General features: G+C 73.4%; 13 protein-coding genes and 1 pseudogene. 12 read left to right on the plus strand and 2 right to left on the minus strand.

Annotated elements, in window-relative coordinates:
• The first annotated feature begins 50 nt into the window (after positions 1 to 50).
• From lspA to MOTC310_RS01780, 6 genes are all read left to right on the plus strand, one after another.
• Positions 51 to 566 carry a signal peptidase II gene (gene lspA / locus MOTC310_RS01755; RefSeq protein WP_331300586.1) on the plus strand — a complete coding sequence of 172 codons (516 nt, stop codon included), beginning with the start codon at positions 51 to 53 and terminating at the stop codon, positions 564 to 566.
• Between the two features lie 160 nt (positions 567 to 726).
• Positions 727 to 1,389, plus strand: a complete 663-nt coding sequence (locus tag MOTC310_RS01760; protein ID WP_331300587.1) for a hypothetical protein — start codon at positions 727 to 729, stop codon at positions 1,387 to 1,389.
• 159 nt (positions 1,390 to 1,548) lie between these two features.
• Positions 1,549 to 2,958: a M16 family metallopeptidase gene (locus tag MOTC310_RS01765; protein WP_331300588.1), complete on the plus strand. Its 1,410-nt coding sequence runs from the start codon at positions 1,549 to 1,551 to the stop codon at positions 2,956 to 2,958.
• A gap of 105 nt (positions 2,959 to 3,063) precedes the next feature.
• Complete coding sequence (locus MOTC310_RS01770; protein WP_331300589.1) at positions 3,064 to 4,359, plus strand: M16 family metallopeptidase; 1,296 nt, start codon at positions 3,064 to 3,066, stop codon at positions 4,357 to 4,359.
• 441 nt (positions 4,360 to 4,800) lie between these two features.
• On the plus strand, positions 4,801 to 5,751 hold the full coding sequence (locus MOTC310_RS01775; RefSeq protein ID WP_331300590.1) for a ring-cleaving dioxygenase: 951 nt from the start codon (positions 4,801 to 4,803) through the stop codon (positions 5,749 to 5,751).
• 312 nt (positions 5,752 to 6,063) lie between these two features.
• Positions 6,064 to 6,837 (plus strand): ferredoxin--NADP reductase, encoded by a 774-nt coding sequence (locus tag MOTC310_RS01780; RefSeq protein WP_331294240.1) that lies wholly within the window; start codon positions 6,064 to 6,066, stop codon positions 6,835 to 6,837.
• Positions 6,838 to 7,220: 383 nt separating this feature from the next.
• On the opposite strand, the gene MOTC310_RS01785 is transcribed toward MOTC310_RS01780, so the two are convergent.
• Complete coding sequence (locus MOTC310_RS01785; RefSeq protein WP_419539841.1) at positions 7,221 to 10,670, minus strand: hypothetical protein; 3,450 nt, start codon at positions 10,668 to 10,670, stop codon at positions 7,221 to 7,223.
• 183 nt (positions 10,671 to 10,853) lie between these two features.
• Here MOTC310_RS01785 and MOTC310_RS01790 point away from each other — a divergent pair, with 183 nt between their 5' ends.
• The 6 genes and pseudogenes from MOTC310_RS01790 to MOTC310_RS01815 all read left to right on the plus strand — a co-directional run.
• Entirely contained in the window at positions 10,854 to 11,321 is a 468-nt protein-coding gene (locus MOTC310_RS01790; RefSeq protein ID WP_331300592.1) for a peroxiredoxin, read from the plus strand.
• 436 nt (positions 11,322 to 11,757) lie between these two features.
• The gene (locus MOTC310_RS01795; protein ID WP_331300593.1) at positions 11,758 to 12,309 is read left to right on the plus strand and encodes a M23 family metallopeptidase; all 552 of its coding nucleotides are present in this window, start codon (positions 11,758 to 11,760) and stop codon (positions 12,307 to 12,309) included.
• Between the two features lie 191 nt (positions 12,310 to 12,500).
• Positions 12,501 to 12,881 carry a Uma2 family endonuclease gene (locus MOTC310_RS01800; protein ID WP_331300594.1) on the plus strand — a complete coding sequence of 127 codons (381 nt, stop codon included), beginning with the start codon at positions 12,501 to 12,503 and terminating at the stop codon, positions 12,879 to 12,881.
• A 48-nt stretch (positions 12,882 to 12,929) separates the two neighbouring features.
• Positions 12,930 to 13,271 carry a hypothetical protein gene (locus MOTC310_RS01805; RefSeq protein ID WP_012318792.1) on the plus strand — a complete coding sequence of 114 codons (342 nt, stop codon included), beginning with the start codon at positions 12,930 to 12,932 and terminating at the stop codon, positions 13,269 to 13,271.
• A gap of 132 nt (positions 13,272 to 13,403) precedes the next feature.
• Positions 13,404 to 14,255 carry a DUF1206 domain-containing protein gene (locus MOTC310_RS01810; RefSeq protein ID WP_331294045.1) on the plus strand — a complete coding sequence of 284 codons (852 nt, stop codon included), beginning with the start codon at positions 13,404 to 13,406 and terminating at the stop codon, positions 14,253 to 14,255.
• Between the two features lie 91 nt (positions 14,256 to 14,346).
• Positions 14,347 to 16,164: pseudogene (locus tag MOTC310_RS01815) on the plus strand (SDR family NAD(P)-dependent oxidoreductase); the annotation flags it as partial.
• Between the two features lie 30 nt (positions 16,165 to 16,194).
• Here MOTC310_RS01815 and MOTC310_RS01820 read toward each other — a convergent pair.
• Positions 16,195 to 17,289 carry a cyclase family protein gene (locus MOTC310_RS01820; RefSeq protein ID WP_331301446.1) on the minus strand — a complete coding sequence of 365 codons (1,095 nt, stop codon included), beginning with the start codon at positions 17,287 to 17,289 and terminating at the stop codon, positions 16,195 to 16,197.
• Positions 17,290 to 17,469 lie beyond the last annotated feature (180 nt).

Here is a 17,469-nt window from a genome sequence, read left to right on the forward strand (position 1 = left end):
CCCCGCCCGCGGGGAGAGGGGGGCACCGCCCCGGGCCGGGCGCGTCGCCCATGACGCCCTTCCGCGCCGGCCTCCTGGCCCTCGTCCTCACCCTGGTCCTCGACCAGGCCACCAAGCTCGGGCTCTATTTCGGCACCGACTTGGTGCTGACGCAGCCCTGGCGGCTGGCGCCCTTCGCCGACTTCGTGGTGGTCTGGAACCGGGGCGTCTCCTACGGGCTGTTCCAGCAGGAGGGCGGCCTCGGCCGCTGGCTCCTCGTGGTCCTGTCGCTCGCCGCCGCGCTCGGCCTCGGGATCTGGATGCGCCGGGCCTCCTCGCTGCTCCTCGGCATCGCCCTCGGGTTGATCGTCGGGGGCGCGCTCGGCAACGCCATCGACCGGGCCGCCTACGGCGCCGTCTTCGACTTCGTCCACCTGCATGCCGGCGGCTGGTCCTGGTACGTGTTCAACGTCGCCGACGCGGCGATCGTGGCGGGCGTGATCGGCCTGATCCTCGACAGCCTGTCCCCGGACGGCCGCAAGGCGCGGGCCTCCCAGCCGCAGGGCGACCCGGCGCGCCCCCTGTGATCCCTGCAACACACAGGTCCGGCCGCGTCCCCCTCCTGGCGCGACGCAGTCAAGGCGCCATACGATCGCCGGAAACCGGTCTCAGGCCGGGACCCGTCGGATCAGGCCGCGCCGCGGCCATCCCAGAGCCGGACGCCCCGTCCGGAACCCGTGAGGCAGCATGACCGGGCATCGCAGGCTTCGTCCCCTCCTCTCCGCCGCGGTGGCCCTGGCTCCGCTCTGCATCGGCCCCGCGCACGCCCAGGAGCGCGGCGAGTTCATGCGCGACGCCCTGTCGGGCATCGGCCTCCTGGAGAAGCGCCAGGACCCGATCGACTATCACGAGCGGCCGCCGCTGGTGATGCCGCCCAAGATCGACGGCAAGGCCCTGCCCCAGCCGCGGGCCCGCTCCACCAGCACGGCCTGGCCGAAGGATCCCGAGATCGTGGAGCGCGAGCGCGCCGCCGTGGAGCGCCGCAATCCCAAGGGCGCCCAGGCCCAGGGCCGCTACGACGACAACAACGCGACGCTCTCGGTGGAGGAGATGCGCGGCGGCCGCCGCGCCGGGGCGGGCCTGACGACCACCGCCGAGCGCAAGCCCGGCGACAACAACCGCGACGACAGCCTGCTCAGCCCCTTCGAACTCCTGAAGGGCAAGAGCGCCAACGCCGAGCCCTCCGACATCGAGCCGAGCCGCGACACGCTCACGGATCCGCCGACCGGGTACCGGCAGTCGCCCAAGAAACTGGCCCGGCCGCCGTCGAGCGACCCGATCAACAATGCCAGCCGCGAGCACGACGAGGCGGATCCCCGCGCCTATCTCCGTCAGCGCGCGCAGCAGTGACGGGGGCGCCGTGTCGCCGTTGCAACGACGACACGGCATGGCAACATGAGATGATCGTCCCGGTGCGGTTCTTGCGCGCCGGCGACCAGGACGGCCCCGATCCTCGTGCGCATCCCGACGCGGGACGCTTCGATCCGGGGCCGGCAGAAGGAAAGCGGAATGCACCTGTTCAGGAAGGCGACGCCCACCCTCTTCCCGCTGCGTCCGGGCTCGTCCTACGGCGGCAGCGCCGGCCGGGGCGAGGCCGCGCCGTTCGGGCGTTCCGAGGCGGGCGGGCCGGAGGTGACGGCCTTCACCCTCGACAACGGCCTCGACGTGGTGGTCGTCCCCGACCACCGGGCCCCCGTCGCCACCCACATGATCTGGTACCGCAACGGCTCGGCCGATGATCCGCTCGGCCAGTCGGGCATCGCCCACTTCCTCGAGCACCTGATGTTCAAGGGCACCGAGAAGCACCCGGTCGGGGCCTTCTCCAAGGCGGTGTCGGGCCTGGGCGGCCAGGAGAACGCCTTCACCAGCTACGACTACACCGCGTATTTCCAGCGGGTCGCCCGCGACCATCTCGGCACCATGATGGCGTTCGAGGCCGACCGCATGAGCGGCCTCGTCCTCGACGACGCCGTCGTCGCCCCCGAGCGCGACGTCGTGCTGGAGGAGCGGCGCATGCGGGTCGAGACCGACCCCTCCGCCCAGCTCTCCGAGGCGATGGCGGCCGGCCTGTTCGTGCACCACCCCTACGGCATCCCGATCATCGGCTGGATGCACGAGATCGAGGGCCTGAACCGCGAGCACGCGCTGGCCTACTACAAGCGCTTCTACACCCCCGAGAACGCCATCCTGGTGGTGGCCGGCGACGTCACCCCCGACGAGGTCCGGCGCCTCGCCGAGACCACCTACGGCCGCGTCGCGCCCCAGGGCGCCCGGCCCGAGCGCCTCCGGGCGCGGGAGCCCGAGCCGAAGGCCCTGCGCCGCGTCGCCGTCGCCGACCCGAAGGTCGAGCAGCCGACCCTGCAGCGGCTCTACCTGACCCCGTCCTGCATCACCGCCCGCGACGGCGGCTGCCACGATCTCGAGCTGCTGGCCGAGGTGCTGGGCGGCGGCTCGACCTCGTACCTCTACCGCAAGCTGGTCATGGAGAGCGGCCTCGCGGTGAATGCCGGCGCCTGGTACATGGGCTCGGCGATCGACGACACCCGCTTCTCCGTCTACGCGGTGCCCGCCGAGGGCGTGCCCCTGGAGAAGCTGGAGGAGGCCGTCGACAAGGTGCTGCGCCGCGCGCCCGCGGAGGCGCTGGACGCCGAGGCGATCGACCGGGCCAAGACCCGGCTCGTGGCCGAGACCGTCTACTCCTCCGACAGCCAGTCGTCGCTGGCCCGGATCTACGGTTCGGCGCTGGCGATCGGCGAGACCATCGAGGAGGTCCGCCGCTGGCCGACCGATATCGAGGCGGTGACCCAGGAGCGCCTCAAGGGCGCCGCCGAGCGCTGGCTGACGCCGGCCCGCTCGGTCACCGGCTACCTGACCAAGGCGCAGGATCCCGACGCCCCGGTCGCGATGGCCGCCGAGTAACCCCGGCCGCGTCCCGGCGGGCCCGTGGAGGCCCGCTCCCGGGACGTGCCGAAGGGAGCCCTGGCACGCTCCGCCGTCGCCCGAGATTGAAGACACGAGGTTCCCATGAGCTTGACCGAGACTCTGGTCGAGACCACCGCCCAGACCATCAGCTCGCCCACCACGGCGCTGCCGGTGACGACCGCCCCCGGGATCGAGGCGTGGCACGTGGAGTCGCCGGTGGTGCCGATGATCGCCCTGGCCTTCACCTTCGAGGGCGGCGCCGCCCAGGACCCGGCCGGCAAGGCCGGCTGCGCGCAGATGCTGGCGCGGCTCCTCGACGAGGGCGCCGGCGACCTCACCTCCGACCTGTTCCAGGAGCGGCTGGCCGCCCGGGCGATCGAGCTGTCGTTCCACGCGGGCGCCGACGCGGTCGGCGGCTCGCTGAAGATGCTGGTCAAGCACGCCGACGAGGGCATCGCGCTCCTCGCCCTGGCGCTGGCCAAGCCCCGCCTCGACCCCGACGCGATCGAGCGCGTCCGCGCCCAGATCATCGCCGGCCTGCGCTACCAGCAGAACGATCCGGGCGTGCTCGCCTCCCGCCGCTTCTTCAATGAGGCCTTCGCCGGTCATCCCTACGCGCGCCCGTCCTCCGGCACCGTGGAGAGCGTGACGGCGATCACCCGGGACGACCTGCTCGCCATGCACGCCCGGATCATCGGCCGCGGCCGGGTGAAGGTGGCGGCGGTCGGCGCCATCGGCGCGGAGCAGCTCGCCGAGGGCCTGAACCGCGCCTTCGGGGCCCTGCCGGAGGCCGGCGAACTGAAGGCGGTGCCGCGCACCGAGGTGCACGAACTCGGCAAGCGCGTCGTCGTCGACCTCGACGTGCCCCAGTCGGTGATCCGGTTCGGCATGGCCGGCGTGCCCTGGCGCGACCCGGACTTCATCCCGGCCTACGTGCTGAACCACATCCTCGGCGGCGGCGCCTTCACGTCCCGCCTGTTCCAGGAGGTGCGCGAGAAGCGCGGGCTGGCCTACTCGGTGGGGACCTCGCTCGTCAGCCACCGGTCGGCCGCGATGACCTGGGGCTACACCGCCACCAAGAACGAGCGCGTCGGCGAGGCGCTCTCGGTGATCGGCGACGAGATCGGCCGGCTGATCGCCGACGGGCCGGACGACGACGAGCTCCAGAAGGCCAAGGACTACCTCACCGGCTCCTACGCGCTCGGCTTCGACACCTCGACCAAGATCGCCCACCAGCTGGTGCAGATCGCCTTCGAGGAGCTGGGCATGGACTACATCGCCCGGCGCAACGCGATGGTGTCGGCCGTGACCCAGGCGGATATCCGTCGCGCCGCCGCCCGGACCTTCGCGGACGGCAAGATGCTGGTGGTGGCGGCCGGCCGGCCGGTCGGGCTCTGAGGGGCAGGGCCGGGAGGGCGGGTCAACGGACCCCGCCGCTTCCGGGCTTCGATCGCCCCCGGTCGACCGCGGCGTCAATCCGGTGCGCCGCAGGCGAGCCCGGGATCCAGAGCCGCGCCGGCTGACGGGCGAGGCGCGGTCGGCGGTTCTCGCGTCCCGCATCCCGGGGCGTGTGCCGCGGTCGCCGAGGGACGGGTTCGCGCTCGTAGGCTTGGCGGACGAGGACGCCCGCTCTCCTGGGCGGCGGCGTGCTCACCGGCGGCAGGGCCAGCGCTGCTGGACGGAATCTCGGCCGCTGCGCCACCGCGTGGTTGCGAGACATCCTCGATCGGCGAACCCTCCGGATCCGTCGCGGGACGCCGGCCCCCCGAGCTGCCGGTCGCGCGCAGCGCCGCCGCCACTCCCTACCTGAGGCGCAGCAGCGCCAAACCCCGGACCGACATGCAGCTCACCGGCATCCACCACCTGACCGCGGTGACCGCCCGCGCCGCGGAGAACGTCGCCTTCTACACGGGCACGCTCGGCCTGCGCCTCGTCAAGAAGACGGTGAACCAGGACGACGTCTCGGCCTATCACCTGTTCTACGCGGACGGCCTGGCGAGCCCCGGCACCGACATCACCTTCTTCGACTGGCCGGCGCCGCGGGAACGTCGGGGCTCGAACAGCATCACCCGCACGCATCTGCGCGTGCCGGGCGAGGGGGCGATGGCGTGGTGGCACGCGCGCCTGCGCGAGGCCGGGATCGTCGGGGCCGGGCCCACCGCGCGCGACGGGCGCCTCACCCTCGACTTCGAGGATCCGGAGGGTCAGCGCCTCGCCCTGGTGGACGATGGCGGGACCGGGCCGGGGCATCCCTGGGACGGGTCGCCGGTGCCGGCCGCCTACCAGATCCGCGGCCTCGGCCCGATCCGGCTCTCGGTGCCGGACCCGGCCCGCACCGCCGCCGTGCTGACCGAGGTGCTCGGCATGCGCCGGGACCGCGCCTTCGAGACCAGCGACGGCCCGGTGGAGGTCTACGCCATGGGGCCCGGCGGCCCGGCCGCGGAACTTCAGCTCCTGGCCGACCGGTCCGCGCCGGCCCACCAGGGCGCGGGCGCGGTCCACCACGTCGCCTTCCGCATCCCGGACGCGGATTACGGCGGCTGGGCGAACAGGCTCAGGGCGGCGCGGGTCCCCAGCAGCGGGCCGGTGGACCGCTACTACTTCCGCAGCCTCTACTTCCGCGAGCCCAACGGCATCCTGTTCGAGATCGCCACCGACGGGCCGGGCTTCACGGCGGACGAGCCCCTGGAGACCCTGGGCGAGCGCCTCGCCCTGCCGCCGTTCCTGGAGCCGCGCCGGGCCGAGATCGAGGCGGGGCTGACGCCGCTCCGGCCCGCGGGGGCCGTCTGACAGGTTCGCGCAGCCGACCGGCGGCAACCCTCCCATGTCCGGAGCGGTGCTGCGGACCGTGCGCGAAGACGCTAAATATTCGAACGATTCCAGGCCGTTCACTTCTTTCGCGGGTGTGATCCCGGCGCGCCTTGACGGGCGTGCTGCAACTGCGAAAGAAGCAGCGCGCGTGTGTTTGCATCCGGATCCGGGCGGGTTCCCTGCCGAGGATCCACCCCCGCCCGAGCGGGGCGGCGGGGATCCCCCGCACCACGGGCCCCGATCGTCGGGGCCGTGAGCCGAGCGTCAGAGGATTCGAGGACTGATCCGTCGATGAGCAAGTTCTACGAGGAGCGCGTTCTGTCGGTGCACCACTGGACCGACAACCTGTTCTCGTTCCGCACCACGCGGGACCCGGCGTTCCGGTTCCGCAACGGCGAGTTCACCATGATCGGCCTGGAGGTCGAGGGCCGGCCGCTGCTGCGCGCCTACTCGGTGGTCTCGGCCAACTACGAGGAGGAGCTGGAGTTCTTCTCGATCAAGGTCCAGGACGGCCCGCTGACCTCGAAGCTGCAGCACCTGAAGGTCGGCGACCCGATCATCGTCGGCAAGAAGCCCACCGGCACGCTGGTGCTCGACAACCTGCTGCCGGGCCGGAACCTCTACCTGCTGGGCACCGGCACCGGGCTGGCGCCGTTCCTGTCGATCATCAAGGATCCGGAGGCCTACGACCGGTTCGAGAAGGTCGTGCTGGTCCACGGCTGCCGTCAGGTTCAGGAGCTGGCCTACGGCGAGACCATCACCGAGACGCTGCCGAAGCACGAGTTCCTGGGCGAGATGATCTCGAACCAGCTGATCTACTACCCGACCGTGACCCGCGAGCCGTTCCGCAACCGCGGCCGGATCACCGACCTGATGGTCTCGGGCAAGCTGTTCGAGGATATCGGCCTGCCGCCGATGTCGATCGAGAACGACCGCTTCATGCTCTGCGGCAGCCCCGACATGATCCGCGACACCCGCGAGCTCCTGTCCTCCCGCGGCTACGAGGAGGGCAACCACGGCGAGGCCGCCCACTACGTCATCGAGAAGGCCTTCGTGGAGAAGTAGTTCTCCCCGGACGCGGCTTTCAGCCCGGCGCGGTCCGCTGCGCCGGGCTTTTCTGTGGGGCGACCGGTCGCGCGCCGGGCGCCCGCTCCGCGCCGAAGCTTCCCGGCGGCCGGGCGCGAGCGAACACCGTCCCCGTCCCGGTCGTCGCCGAGGAACCGGACCCCTCCCCTTCGACGACGCGCGGATCGCCGCGCGGGCCCCGGTGCCGGGCTGGACCTGCTCGCCCTCGATCGTGTTCAGGGTGACGGCGCAGTCCGCGGCCCGGATCGCCGGACCCCGCGCGCGTCCTCTCGCGACGTCCGCGGCCGGCGCGGCTCCGGCCGCCGTCGCGGATCTCATCCGCGCGCGGGACGGGGCCGGGCGGCTCTTCCGGGCCGCCGGCCCTATTGCTGCGGCACCCCCGGCATCCCGTCCGCGAAGGGGCCGCCGCCGGCGCTGAACAGCTTGCGCAGGAAGCCCGGGGCGATCGCCGAGAGCGGGTTCACGCTCACGTCCGGGGAGGCGAGCTTTCCGGAGACGCGGAAATTGACCGCGAACAGGCCCTCGTTGTGGCCGCCGCCGAGCAGTGGCCCGAGCAGCGGCAGCTGCGAGGCGACGTTGTTCAGGCCGTAGAGCGGCACGAAGGTGCCGGTCATGTCGGTGCGCTCGCGGCCGGTATCGAGCCAGCCCGACAGGGTGAAGCCCATGGCGGCGTTCGAGATCGCCGCGTCGCTGAAATCGACGCGGGTGCCGGTGCGGACGAAATTGGCGCGCATGCGGTCGAAGCTGACGTCTCCGGCGCCCCGGCCCGGGGCGACCCGGCGCCCGCGCGCCGTCTCGGTGTCGGCCGGCTCCGGGCCCTGCGCCATGATGCTCGACAGGGCCGGCTCGTTGCGCAGGATGAAGTCGCGGATCTGCACGACGCCGGATTGCGGCCCGTCGTTGAGCCCGATCCCGGCCGTGAGCCGGCCGCCATACATCCGCCGGTACACGTCGACGAACCGCAGGGTCGCGCCGGCATCGGCCGATTCCACCGACAGGGTCGGCACGCCGCGGTCGCCGCGGGTGACCGTGGCGGCGAAGGGCGCCGCGCGGAAGCGGCCGGTGATGTTGGCGGCCCGCAGGATCTTCCCGTGCAGCGAGAGCTTCAGGTTGGCGCCGGTCAGGGCCTCCTCGTTGAAGCCGGTGACGATCGGCACCTGGATGTCGGCGTCGACATCCTTCGGACTCGCGTCCTTCGCCTCCCGGCCGCCCTTGGACTCGGGGGCGCCGAGCGATTTCAGGAAGGGGCGGGCATCGACCACCGCGCCCCGGACCACGACCTTGTAGCCGCTGCCGGTCCGGTCGAGGCTCACGCGCAGGTCGTCGCCGGGGGAGAGCTTGACGCTGGACAGGTCCGCCCGCTCCAGGCCGCCCTCGGGCGTGATCGAGACGGTGCCGCGCGCGCTGGCGGGCGCCGCGTCAAGGGCGAAGTCGCGCAGGTCGAGGGTCTGGCCGCTGTCGACGAGGGTGAAGCTGAGCCGCCCCGGCTTGCCCACGGGCTTGGTCAGCCCCGGGACCAGCCCGTCGATCCCGGCCTTGGCCAGATCCGCCTCGACCCGGATCGGCGGCTTGCCGGATCCCGGCCGGCCGATCTGCACCACCGCGCGGACCGGGATCGTCCCGGTGAGCTGCGGCGCGGTCGGCAGGCCCTTGCGGCCGCGGACCGCCTCGTCGAGGGACAGGTTGACCACCGCCTCGCCGGGCTGCCCGACCTTGGGCTGGCGCAGGTCGACCGACATGGGCGCGCCCGCGACCCGGCCGTCGCCCTTCAGCGTGAAGGCGCCCCGGTCGTAGACGAGGTTGAAGCGGCCCGCCTCCAGCCGGTCCCGGCCCATCACCTTGTCGACCGCGAGGTCGGCCAGCGAGCCGGTCAGCGTCACCGGCAGGTCCGGCAGGTCGGGGATGTGCTTGAGGTCGAGCGGGAAATCGACGCGCAGGTCGGCGCTGCCCTTGATCGTGGCGGGGTCGAGGTCGACGCTCATCACGCTCTTGAACAGCTTGGCCTGGAGCACGGAGGCCATGCCGTCGGCGCCGCCGGAGAGCCGCATCCCGATCTGCGCCACGACCCGGTCGGGCGTGATCTGCGGGATGACGAAGCTGCCGTCCGAGATGGCGAGCCCGCGCCCGTCCGGCCCGTGGACCTCGGCGGTCACGTTGCGCACCGTGGTCGAGCGCCCGGTGATGACGCCAACGACGTTGCCCTTGGTCACCGGCGGTGCGTCCGCGGTGACGTCGATGGCGGCGTCCGAGACGTGGAAATCGATATGGACCGCGTCGTCCGGGGCGGGGTCGCCCCGGGTGGCGGCCGCCAGGACCGCCCCGGACATCTTCACCTTGATGTCGACGGAATCGATCCGGCCGCGCCGGAGCTGGTCCACCAGGTAGGTGCGGGCCGGCGGCGCGATGTGCTCGGGCCAGAGCCGCAGGCCGGTGCGGACCTCGCCGTCATGGCCGGCGAGGTGCAGGGTCAGGCCGCCATCGTCGGCACCGGTGCCGATCGTGCCGGTGATCGCGCCCTTCACGCCGGGGCCCGACAGCGTCAGCCCGTCGATAACGATCCCGCCGTCGCGGCCGGAGAGCTGCGCGTCGAGGGCGTCGATCTTCACCGGCGCGTCCTGCGGGGTCGCCCCGCGCAGGGTGGCGTCGCGGCCCGCGACGGTCGCGGTCCAGGCCGTGCTGGCATCCGCCGGGCTGCCCTTCCACGTCCCCGTGAGGTGCACGGCGTTGCCGGCCCCGCGATAGTCCAGGCCGGTGAGCGACATGACGCGGTTGGCCTCGTCCCAGTCCAGGGACGCGTCGAGACTCTCGACCGTGACGGGGTTGAAGTCCTTCTCCTCGATCAGGAACGTGCCGTCGCCGGTGTGGAGCTTGGCATTCATGGTCCGGATGCGGCCGGCCGTCAGGCTCACGTCGGCGCGGGCCGAGAGCTTCAGGTCCGTGGTCAGCGGCAGGCCGGAATGGCCGGAGAGCAGCAGGAGATCGGTGACAGGCAGGTCGTCGAGGGTGATGACGCCCGCGCGCTCCTGCCCGTCCGCGCCGTCGCGCAGCGTGCCGCCGAAGCGCCACTCGCCGTGCGGCCCGTCGAGCCGCAATTCGAAGTTCCGGGTCCCGTTGACTGGATCGCGCCCGAACAGGCCGTTGACCCGCGCGAAGACCGCGCGCTCGCGGCCGTCCTCGTCGATCAGCCGCAGCCGCGCGTCGGTGACGCGGGCGCGGTCGAGGGCGCCGACCACGCCGCTCGGATCCAGGACGACCCCGAAGATCGACGCGATCGCGGCCGAGAGCGGCGAGACGGTGCCCCGCACCCCGTCCACGCTCGGCGGCGTGTGCGGCGCGACGTCGACCGGGTGGTTGGCCTCCGAGGCCGCGAAGGCGATGGAGCCGTCCCGGTGCAGCAGCGCGGTGGTCTGCGTCTCGCGGAACTCGATCGAGCGCGGCTGGAGGTTGAGCCGAAGGAGCCCCCAGGGGTCGAGGCTGACGAGCGCCAGGGGGGCGCGCACCACGAGGTCGCCCTGCGGGTTGCGGATGTCGAGGCCCGAGAAGCGCAGGCTCAGCGCGTTCTCGCGGTCGAGCTCCAGGCTGCTGCCGCGCAGCCCGATGCTCCAGCCGGGCCCGATCCGCTCGGCCACCGCGGCGGCGACCCGGCGCGACAGGCCGTCGATCTGCAGCGGCCCGCTCGACAGGCGCAGGGCGACGAGGCCGACGCCGGCGCCGAGGAGCAGCACCAGCGCGAGGGCGCTCACGAGGCAGACGCCGCCGACGCGTCGCGCCTTCCCCCGAGGCCTGCATGCCGGCGTTGTCTCGTCCGCCATCGGGACCTTTGTTCCGGGGTCTCTGCGCGCGGCGCCCTCGGGCTCCGCGGCCGGTGGATCGAAGCGCGACCGCGCTTTACAGCGGCCGCGACTCCGGGCTTGGCTCGGACGTGCGCGGTGCCATCGCTCGAGCCCGCGCACGAGATCGGTTGCACATCATCAATCGGCCGAAAGGAAGGCACGATGCCGCTGTCCGAGGGGGATCCCGCCCCCGATTTCGACCTTCCCGCCTCGGGCGGAGGGCGCGTCGGACTGTCCGCGCTCCGCGGTCACAAAGTCGTGCTCTACTTCTACCCGAAGGACGACACGAGCGGATGCACGCTGGAGGCGCAGGACTTCAACAATCTGCTGCCGGCCTTCGCGGAGGCGGACGCCAAGGTCGTCGGCCTGTCGCCGGACCCGGTGAAGAGCCACGACAAGTTCTGCGGCAAGTACGGGCTGACCTTCCCGCTCGCCGCCGACGAGGACAAGACCGTGCTCGAGGCCTACGGCGTCTGGGTCGAGAAGAGCATGTACGGGCGCAAGTACATGGGCGTGGAGCGCACCACCGTGCTGGTCGACCGGGAGGGGCGCGTCGCCCGGATCTGGCCGAAGGTGAAGGTGCCCGGCCACGCCGAGGCCGTCCTGGCGGCCGCCCGCGCCCTGCCCTGACCGGCCGGGCGACCCGGCGCGCGACGGATCCTTAACCCTACTGCGGTCTGAATGGCGGCACCCCCCGGTGCCGTCCCGATGCAGCCTCCGAAGTTCCTCGCGCGTCTCAGGCCGCACCGGCCGGCCCCCTGGCTCGCCGCCGGCCTCGCCCTGGCGCTGGCCTGGGCGCTCGGGGCCTCCTACCTGATCGTGTTCCACGACGACGTGCTCGCCGGCTTCGTGGCCCGGCAGGCCGCCCTGCGCGACGCCTACGAGGCGCGCATCGGCGAGCTCCAGGACCGGCTCGACCGCGACCGGAGCGACCGGGCCGGGAGCGAGGCGGGGCTGGCCGACCGGATCGCGGCCGCCCTGGAGCGTCAGGCCGAGCTGGAGCGGCGCAGCGCCGCCCTCGCCGACCTCGCGCGGCAGGCCCTGCCCGAGCCGCGGCGGGCCGCTCGTGCCCCTGGACGGCCGCGCCCTGGATGGCCGTGCCCTGGACGGGACCGGCTTCGCGGAGGGCCTCGCCCTGGCCCGGCGGACGCTCGACGACGGCGAGCGCCTGCGCCGGCTCGCCGCCACCCTGCCCCTGGCCCGCCCGATCCGGGGGGCCTCTACCGTGTCCAGCCCGTTCGGCACGCGCCTCGACCCCTTCACCCGCGGCCTCGCCCTGCATACCGGGCTGGACCTGAAGGCGGAGTACGGCGAGCCGGCCCGCGCCACCGCGCCGGGCCGGGTGATCGCCGCCGAGGCCGCGGGCGGCTACGGCAACATGGTCGAGATCGACCACGGCCACGGCGTCATCACCCGGTTCGGCCACCTCGCCCGCATCGCGGTCCGGCCCGGGCAGCGCGTGGCCGCGGGCGACGTGGTCGGCGCCGTCGGCTCGACGGGGCGCTCCACCGGGGCGCATCTCCACTACGAGACCCGCATCGACGGCGAGCCGGTGGATCCGCAGCGCTTCCTGGAGGCCGGCGCAACCGTCGCGGCGGCCGGGCTCGGCGCCGACTGAGTCCGTCACCGCGCCGGTCGCCGGGTGTCGGCTTCCGGGTCGCCAACGGAGGCCAGCCCGGCATAGGCCGTGACCCGCGCGCTCGGAGGGCGCTGCCGGTGCGCGACGCCCGCGCGGGGATGGCCTTCCGAGCCGGAACTGTTGCGGGCGGCCAGCCCGGTGCTACGATCCGGCCGAGGTGGGGATCGGCGATGGCTCTGGCCGCGAAGCGCGACGCGCGGATGGATGGGTCCGAGTTCAGGCTCTGGATCGAGGGCCGGCCCGCGCACGAGCGCTGGGAGCTGCTCGACGGCGAGCCGGTGCTCCTGGCGCCGCCGCGGGAGCGGCATCAGCGAATCGTCATGAACCTGGCGGGACGCCTCGACGCCCTGGCGGAGCCGCGGGGCTGCCGCGCCATGCCGGGCCTCGCGGTGCTGCCGATCGTCTATTCCGACGGGGCGCGGGTCGAGGTCTGGCGGCGCGCGGGCGATGACTGGAGCGTCGCGGCCCTCGGGCCCGGCGGCACCGTGTCGCTGCCGGAACTCGACGGCGCCGTGCCGGTGCGCGACCTCTATCGCGGGCTCGCCTTCTGAGCGGCCGCACCCCACCTGATCGAACGGCGAAGCATCAAGGCACCCGACTTGCCCCATTTCGAAGATTTCTACGCGGCCAAGCTGCGCGGCTCCCTCGGCGTGACCGACGCCGAGTCGGTGCTCGACCTGCGCGGCACCAACCGGGCGACCGCCGAGGCCTCGCTCAAGGACATGCTGGAGCGCAGCCGCTTCGCCAAGGGCAAGACCGTGGCGATCCGGCTCGATCCGCCCCCGGAGGGCGGCGGCGAGACCCTGTTCCAGCCGGCCGGGCGCCTGCTCCTCGACGCGAAGCGCCGCGGCCTGATCGAGCGCCTGCAGACCCTGCCGGCCCAGGACGGGCTCGGCTTCTACGTGGCGCTCACCGGCCGGGCCGAGCGGACGCCGATGTAGGACGGCCGCGGAGGTTGTGCCGGCAACGGATCGGGTGCGCGCTGCCGGGCGTTGAACGGTCCCGCCCGACAGCCCGCCCGACAGGATCCCGCCCGTGCCCGACGCCCGATCCCCCGAAGCCCGGTCCCGCCGATGAGGACCCTTCCCGGCGGCCGCAACACGATCGAGCGCATCGCCCGTTTCGGCTACGGCGCCCGCGGCGTCGTCTACATCGTGGTCGGCGGCCTCGCCCTGCTGGCGGCCCTGGGGCATGGCGGGCGGGCGGGCGACAGCAAGGACGCGCTCCGCGCCGTCATGGCCGGGCCGTTCGGCGCGGCCGTCGTCGGCCTGATCGCCCTCGGCCTCGCCGGCTTCGCCCTCTGGCGCCTCGTCGAGGGGATCACCGATGCCGACCGGCGGGGCAGCTCCGCCAAGGGCCTCGCGGTGCGCGGCGCCCACCTGATCAGCGCCGGGCTCTATATCGGTCTCGCCGCCAGCGCGGCCTCGCTCAGCCTCGGCCTGGGCATGAGCGGTGGCGACGGCGTGCATGACGGCACCGCGTGGCTCCTGAGCAAGCCCTTCGGCCGCTGGCTCGTGGCCCTCGTCGGCCTCGCGGTCGTCGGGGGCGGCTTCGGCTTCCTCGGCAAGGCCTGGCGCGGGGACGTCACCGACCGGCTCGCCCTCGACGCGCGGGCCCGTGACCGCTGGGCCGGCCCGATCGGCCGGTTCGGCTACGCGGCGCGGGGCCTCGCCTTCCTGATCATCGGCGGGTTCCTGGTCGCCGCGGCGTGGCACCAGCGCTCCTCGGATGCCAAGGGCCTGTCCGAGGCCTTCGCGCTGCTGCGCGCCCAGCCCTACGGCTGGATCCTCCTCGGGCTCGTGGCGGCCGGCCACGCCGCCTTCGGGACCTTCGGGCTCATCCAGGCCCGCTACCGGCACATCGACGCCCCCGATATCGACCGGGTGGACGACGCGGCCGGTGCGGCGGCCCGGGCGCTGGGCTGAGGACCCCGCGCGCGGCCTCCGGCCCCGAATAGGCCGCGTTGACAGGGCCGGTGCCGCGGCGGATACCCCGCGGCATCCCATCCGGCACACGATGCAGCAGCGCCTCTACAAGACCGCGGTGATGGTGACCCACGACCTCGCGGCGACCGCTGCCGCCGTGGTGCTCACCTTCCTGTTCCGCTTCCAGGGCGGCATGCTGGCCGAGCGCCTGCACGCCCTGCCCCTGCTGCTGCCGCCGTTCCTGGTCTTCGCCGGCCTCGTCTACGGCCGCTTCCGGCTCTACCGGACCAAGTGGCGCTTCGCCTCGCTGCAGGACCTCGCCGGCATCGTCCGGGCGGCCAGCGTCCTGGCGCTGGCGCTGCTGGTCGTCGACTGGGTGCTGGTCTCGTCCGACCTCTACGGCTTCTACTTCTTCGGCAAGATCGCGATCCTGCTCTACTGGGTGCTGCAGATCTTCTTCCTGGGCGGCACCCGGCTGGCGTTCCGCTACCTCAAGGACACCCGCTCCCGGCAGTCGAGCGCGCGGGCCGCCACCGTCCCGACCCTGCTCCTCGGGCGCGGCGCCGACATGGACGTGCTGATCCGCGCCATCGAGGCGGGCTCGGTGCGGAAGCTCGCGCCGCGGGGCATCCTGTCGCCCCGGGCGGACGAGCGCGGCCAGTTCATGCGCGGCGTGCCGGTGCTCGGCGGCTTCCCGGATCTCGAGCGGGTGGTCGCCGACCTCGCCGCGCGCGGCGAGCCGGTGCGGCGGCTCGTGGCCGCTCCGAGCGCCCTGGTGCCGGAGGCGGCGCCCGACGACCTGATCGCCCGCGCCCGGCGCCTCGGCCTGCCCCTCGCCCGCGTGGTCGGCCTCGGCGAGGGCGTGCAGGGGCCGGAACTGGCGCCGCTGGAGATCGAGGACCTGCTGCTGCGGCCGACCGTCGCCATCGACCGGCCGCGCCTGGAGGCGTTCCTCGCCGGCCGCCGGGTCGTGGTGACCGGCGGCGGCGGGTCGATCGGCTCGGAGATCTGCCTGCGGGCCGTGGCCTTCGGGGCCGCGGCCGTGCTGGTGCTCGAATCCTCCGAGCCGGCGCTCCACGGCATCCTAAGCCACCCCGCGATCCTGGCCGCCGAGGCCGCCGTGACCGGCGTGCTGGCCGATATCCGTGACCGGGAGCGGACGCGCGCGGTGATCGCGGCGTTCCGGCCCGACTACGTGCTCCACGCCGCCGCGCTGAAGCAGGTGCCCTACCTGGAGCGGGACTGGCAGGAGGGCATCAAGACCAACGTGTTCGGCTCGATCAACGTCGCCGAGGCGGCGGTGGCGGCCGGCGCCCGCGCCCTGGTGATGATCTCCACCGACAAGGCGATCGAGCCGGTCTCGCAGCTCGGCGTCACCAAGCGCTTCGCCGAGATGGTGGCCCAGGCGCTCGACGCCGAGCAATCCGCGCGGCCGGACCACCCGACCCGGCTGATCGCCGTGCGGTTCGGCAACGTGCTGGGCTCCGTCGGCTCCGTGGTGCCGGTGTTCAAGGCGCAGATCGCCCGGGGCGGCCCGGTCACCGTCACCCACCCCGACATGGTCCGCTACTTCATGACCGTGCGCGAGGCCTGCGACCTCGTGCTGACCGCGGCCTCGCACGCCGACGGCGAGGCCCGGGCGGGCGCGGAGCGCGCCGCCGTCTACGTGCTCAAGATGGGGCAGCCGGTGCGGATCGCCGACCTCGCCGAGCGGATGATCCGCCTCGCCGGCTTCGAGCCCGGCGCGGAGATCGAGATCGCCTATACCGGCGCCCGGCCCGGCGAGCGGCTCAACGAGATCCTGTTCGCCCGCGAGGAGCCCCGGATCGCCCTGCCGGGCATCGACGGGGTGATGGCGGCGCGGCCGGTCTTCGCCGACCGGGGCCGGCTCGACGCCTGGGTGGCGCGGCTNGCGACCTGTGGGCATTCCATGCCGTATTTATGCGCAACGGGCTCGCGTCCTGTAAATGGAACGCGCGTCCAATTTTCCCGAAGGTGTTGGAAGGAGAGCGCTCTCGAAGCGTCTAGGAGCAGTACAAACTGGTTTTTCTTTGAGCAGGCGCGCGTGTTCGCGGCTTCCTCGGCGATGCCGGCCCCGGGCGCGCAGCCAGTCGGCGAGCGGCGTCAGGTGCCACAGCTCGCCGAGATTGACCCCGAGCTTGAACAGGCAGTGCTCGTGGAGCGGCAGCGTCGCGCAGCAGGCGGGGCCGGGCCCCGCCGGATAGGTCTCCACCGCGTAATTGTCGGCGATCAGCGCGCACAGGCCGGTGCGGGTGATCCAGTCGAGGAGGCGTGGATCGCGCCCGTCGAGCCCGGCGCAGAGGGTGTGGACCAGCTTCGGGTCCGGTGCGCCACCCATGGCGATCAGCCGCTCGGCGAAGCCGGTGTGCAGGCAGACCATGTCGCCCGGCTCCACCACGACGCCGTCGGCCTCCAGGATCCGGGCGAGCTGGTCGTAGCCCACACGGGTCCTGGCGTCGCCGAGATGGGCGCGCAGGTCGATCATCACGGCCCGGCCCTGCATGCCGGTCTCGGCGAGGCGCTCGATCCCGAGGCGCTTGGCCCGGGACGGCTGGTCGGCCGCCTCCGGCGCGCTCGGCCCGACGATGTCGCGGCCGCCGCGGAAGCCGTTGTAGAAGGTCGGCGCCGCGCCCGCGCCGTCCGCGTCGAACAGCGAGCCGACATGGGCGAGCGAGTCCCACTGCGTCGAGTATTGCAGGTGGATCAGGGCGCGGTCGTCGCAGATCACGTCGGTGGCGCCGTCGACCTCCTCGCAGACCGGGAAGTTCATGTTCGGCCGGCCGTTGGCGCGGCGGGTCGGGGTGATCTGCGGCGGGTGGCGGCGCGGGTTCAGGACGTTGCCGCCCGGCAGGTCCAGCGGCAGGCTGAGGCAGAAGGTGAGTCCCTCGCGCACCTCCGCGACGCCCTGCAGCACCTTCTCGGGGGTGAGAAGGTTCAGGCGGCCCAGCTCGTCGTCGGGGCCGAAATCCCCCCAGGTCGAGCCCTCGGGCCGGCGCGTCCAGCGCAGGGTCATGCCTGTGGTTCCCCTGCCCGTGCCGGCCGCGGAGCGGGCCGCTTCCTGCGGTTCCAGGGCCGCGGTCCGGGGCGAACCCCGGCCGCGGCCGAGCGTGCGTTCCTCACCAGACCGTGCCCTTCTTCGAGGCCGCCGGGCCCGCGCTTCGCAGGGCCGCGGCGAGCCTAGGCCGCGGCGGCG

Origin of the sequence: Methylobacterium oryzae (genome assembly GCF_036441375.1) — a bacterium.
Taxonomy (GTDB): Bacteria; Pseudomonadota; Alphaproteobacteria; order Rhizobiales; family Beijerinckiaceae; genus Methylobacterium; species Methylobacterium oryzae_A.

Bases quoted from the DNA above. Each gene is read 5' to 3' on its own strand.
- MOTC310_RS01780 (WP_331294240.1), top strand. From the start codon at position 6,064: ATGAGCAAGTTCTACGAGGAGCGCGTTCTGTCGGTGCACCACTGGACC.
- MOTC310_RS01785 (WP_419539841.1), bottom strand. From the start codon at position 10,670: ATGGCGGACGAGACAACGCCGGCATGCAGGCCTCGGGGGAAGGCGCGA.
- MOTC310_RS01775 (WP_331300590.1), top strand. From the start codon at position 4,801: ATGCAGCTCACCGGCATCCACCACCTGACCGCGGTGACCGCCCGCGCC.
- MOTC310_RS01790 (WP_331300592.1), top strand. From the start codon at position 10,854: ATGCCGCTGTCCGAGGGGGATCCCGCCCCCGATTTCGACCTTCCCGCC.
- lspA (WP_331300586.1), top strand. From the start codon at position 51: ATGACGCCCTTCCGCGCCGGCCTCCTGGCCCTCGTCCTCACCCTGGTC.
- MOTC310_RS01820 (WP_331301446.1), bottom strand. From the start codon at position 17,289: ATGACCCTGCGCTGGACGCGCCGGCCCGAGGGCTCGACCTGGGGGGAT.
- MOTC310_RS01765 (WP_331300588.1), top strand. From the start codon at position 1,549: ATGCACCTGTTCAGGAAGGCGACGCCCACCCTCTTCCCGCTGCGTCCG.
- MOTC310_RS01800 (WP_331300594.1), top strand. From the start codon at position 12,501: ATGGCTCTGGCCGCGAAGCGCGACGCGCGGATGGATGGGTCCGAGTTC.
- MOTC310_RS01770 (WP_331300589.1), top strand. From the start codon at position 3,064: ATGAGCTTGACCGAGACTCTGGTCGAGACCACCGCCCAGACCATCAGC.
- MOTC310_RS01760 (WP_331300587.1), top strand. From the start codon at position 727: ATGACCGGGCATCGCAGGCTTCGTCCCCTCCTCTCCGCCGCGGTGGCC.
- MOTC310_RS01810 (WP_331294045.1), top strand. From the start codon at position 13,404: ATGAGGACCCTTCCCGGCGGCCGCAACACGATCGAGCGCATCGCCCGT.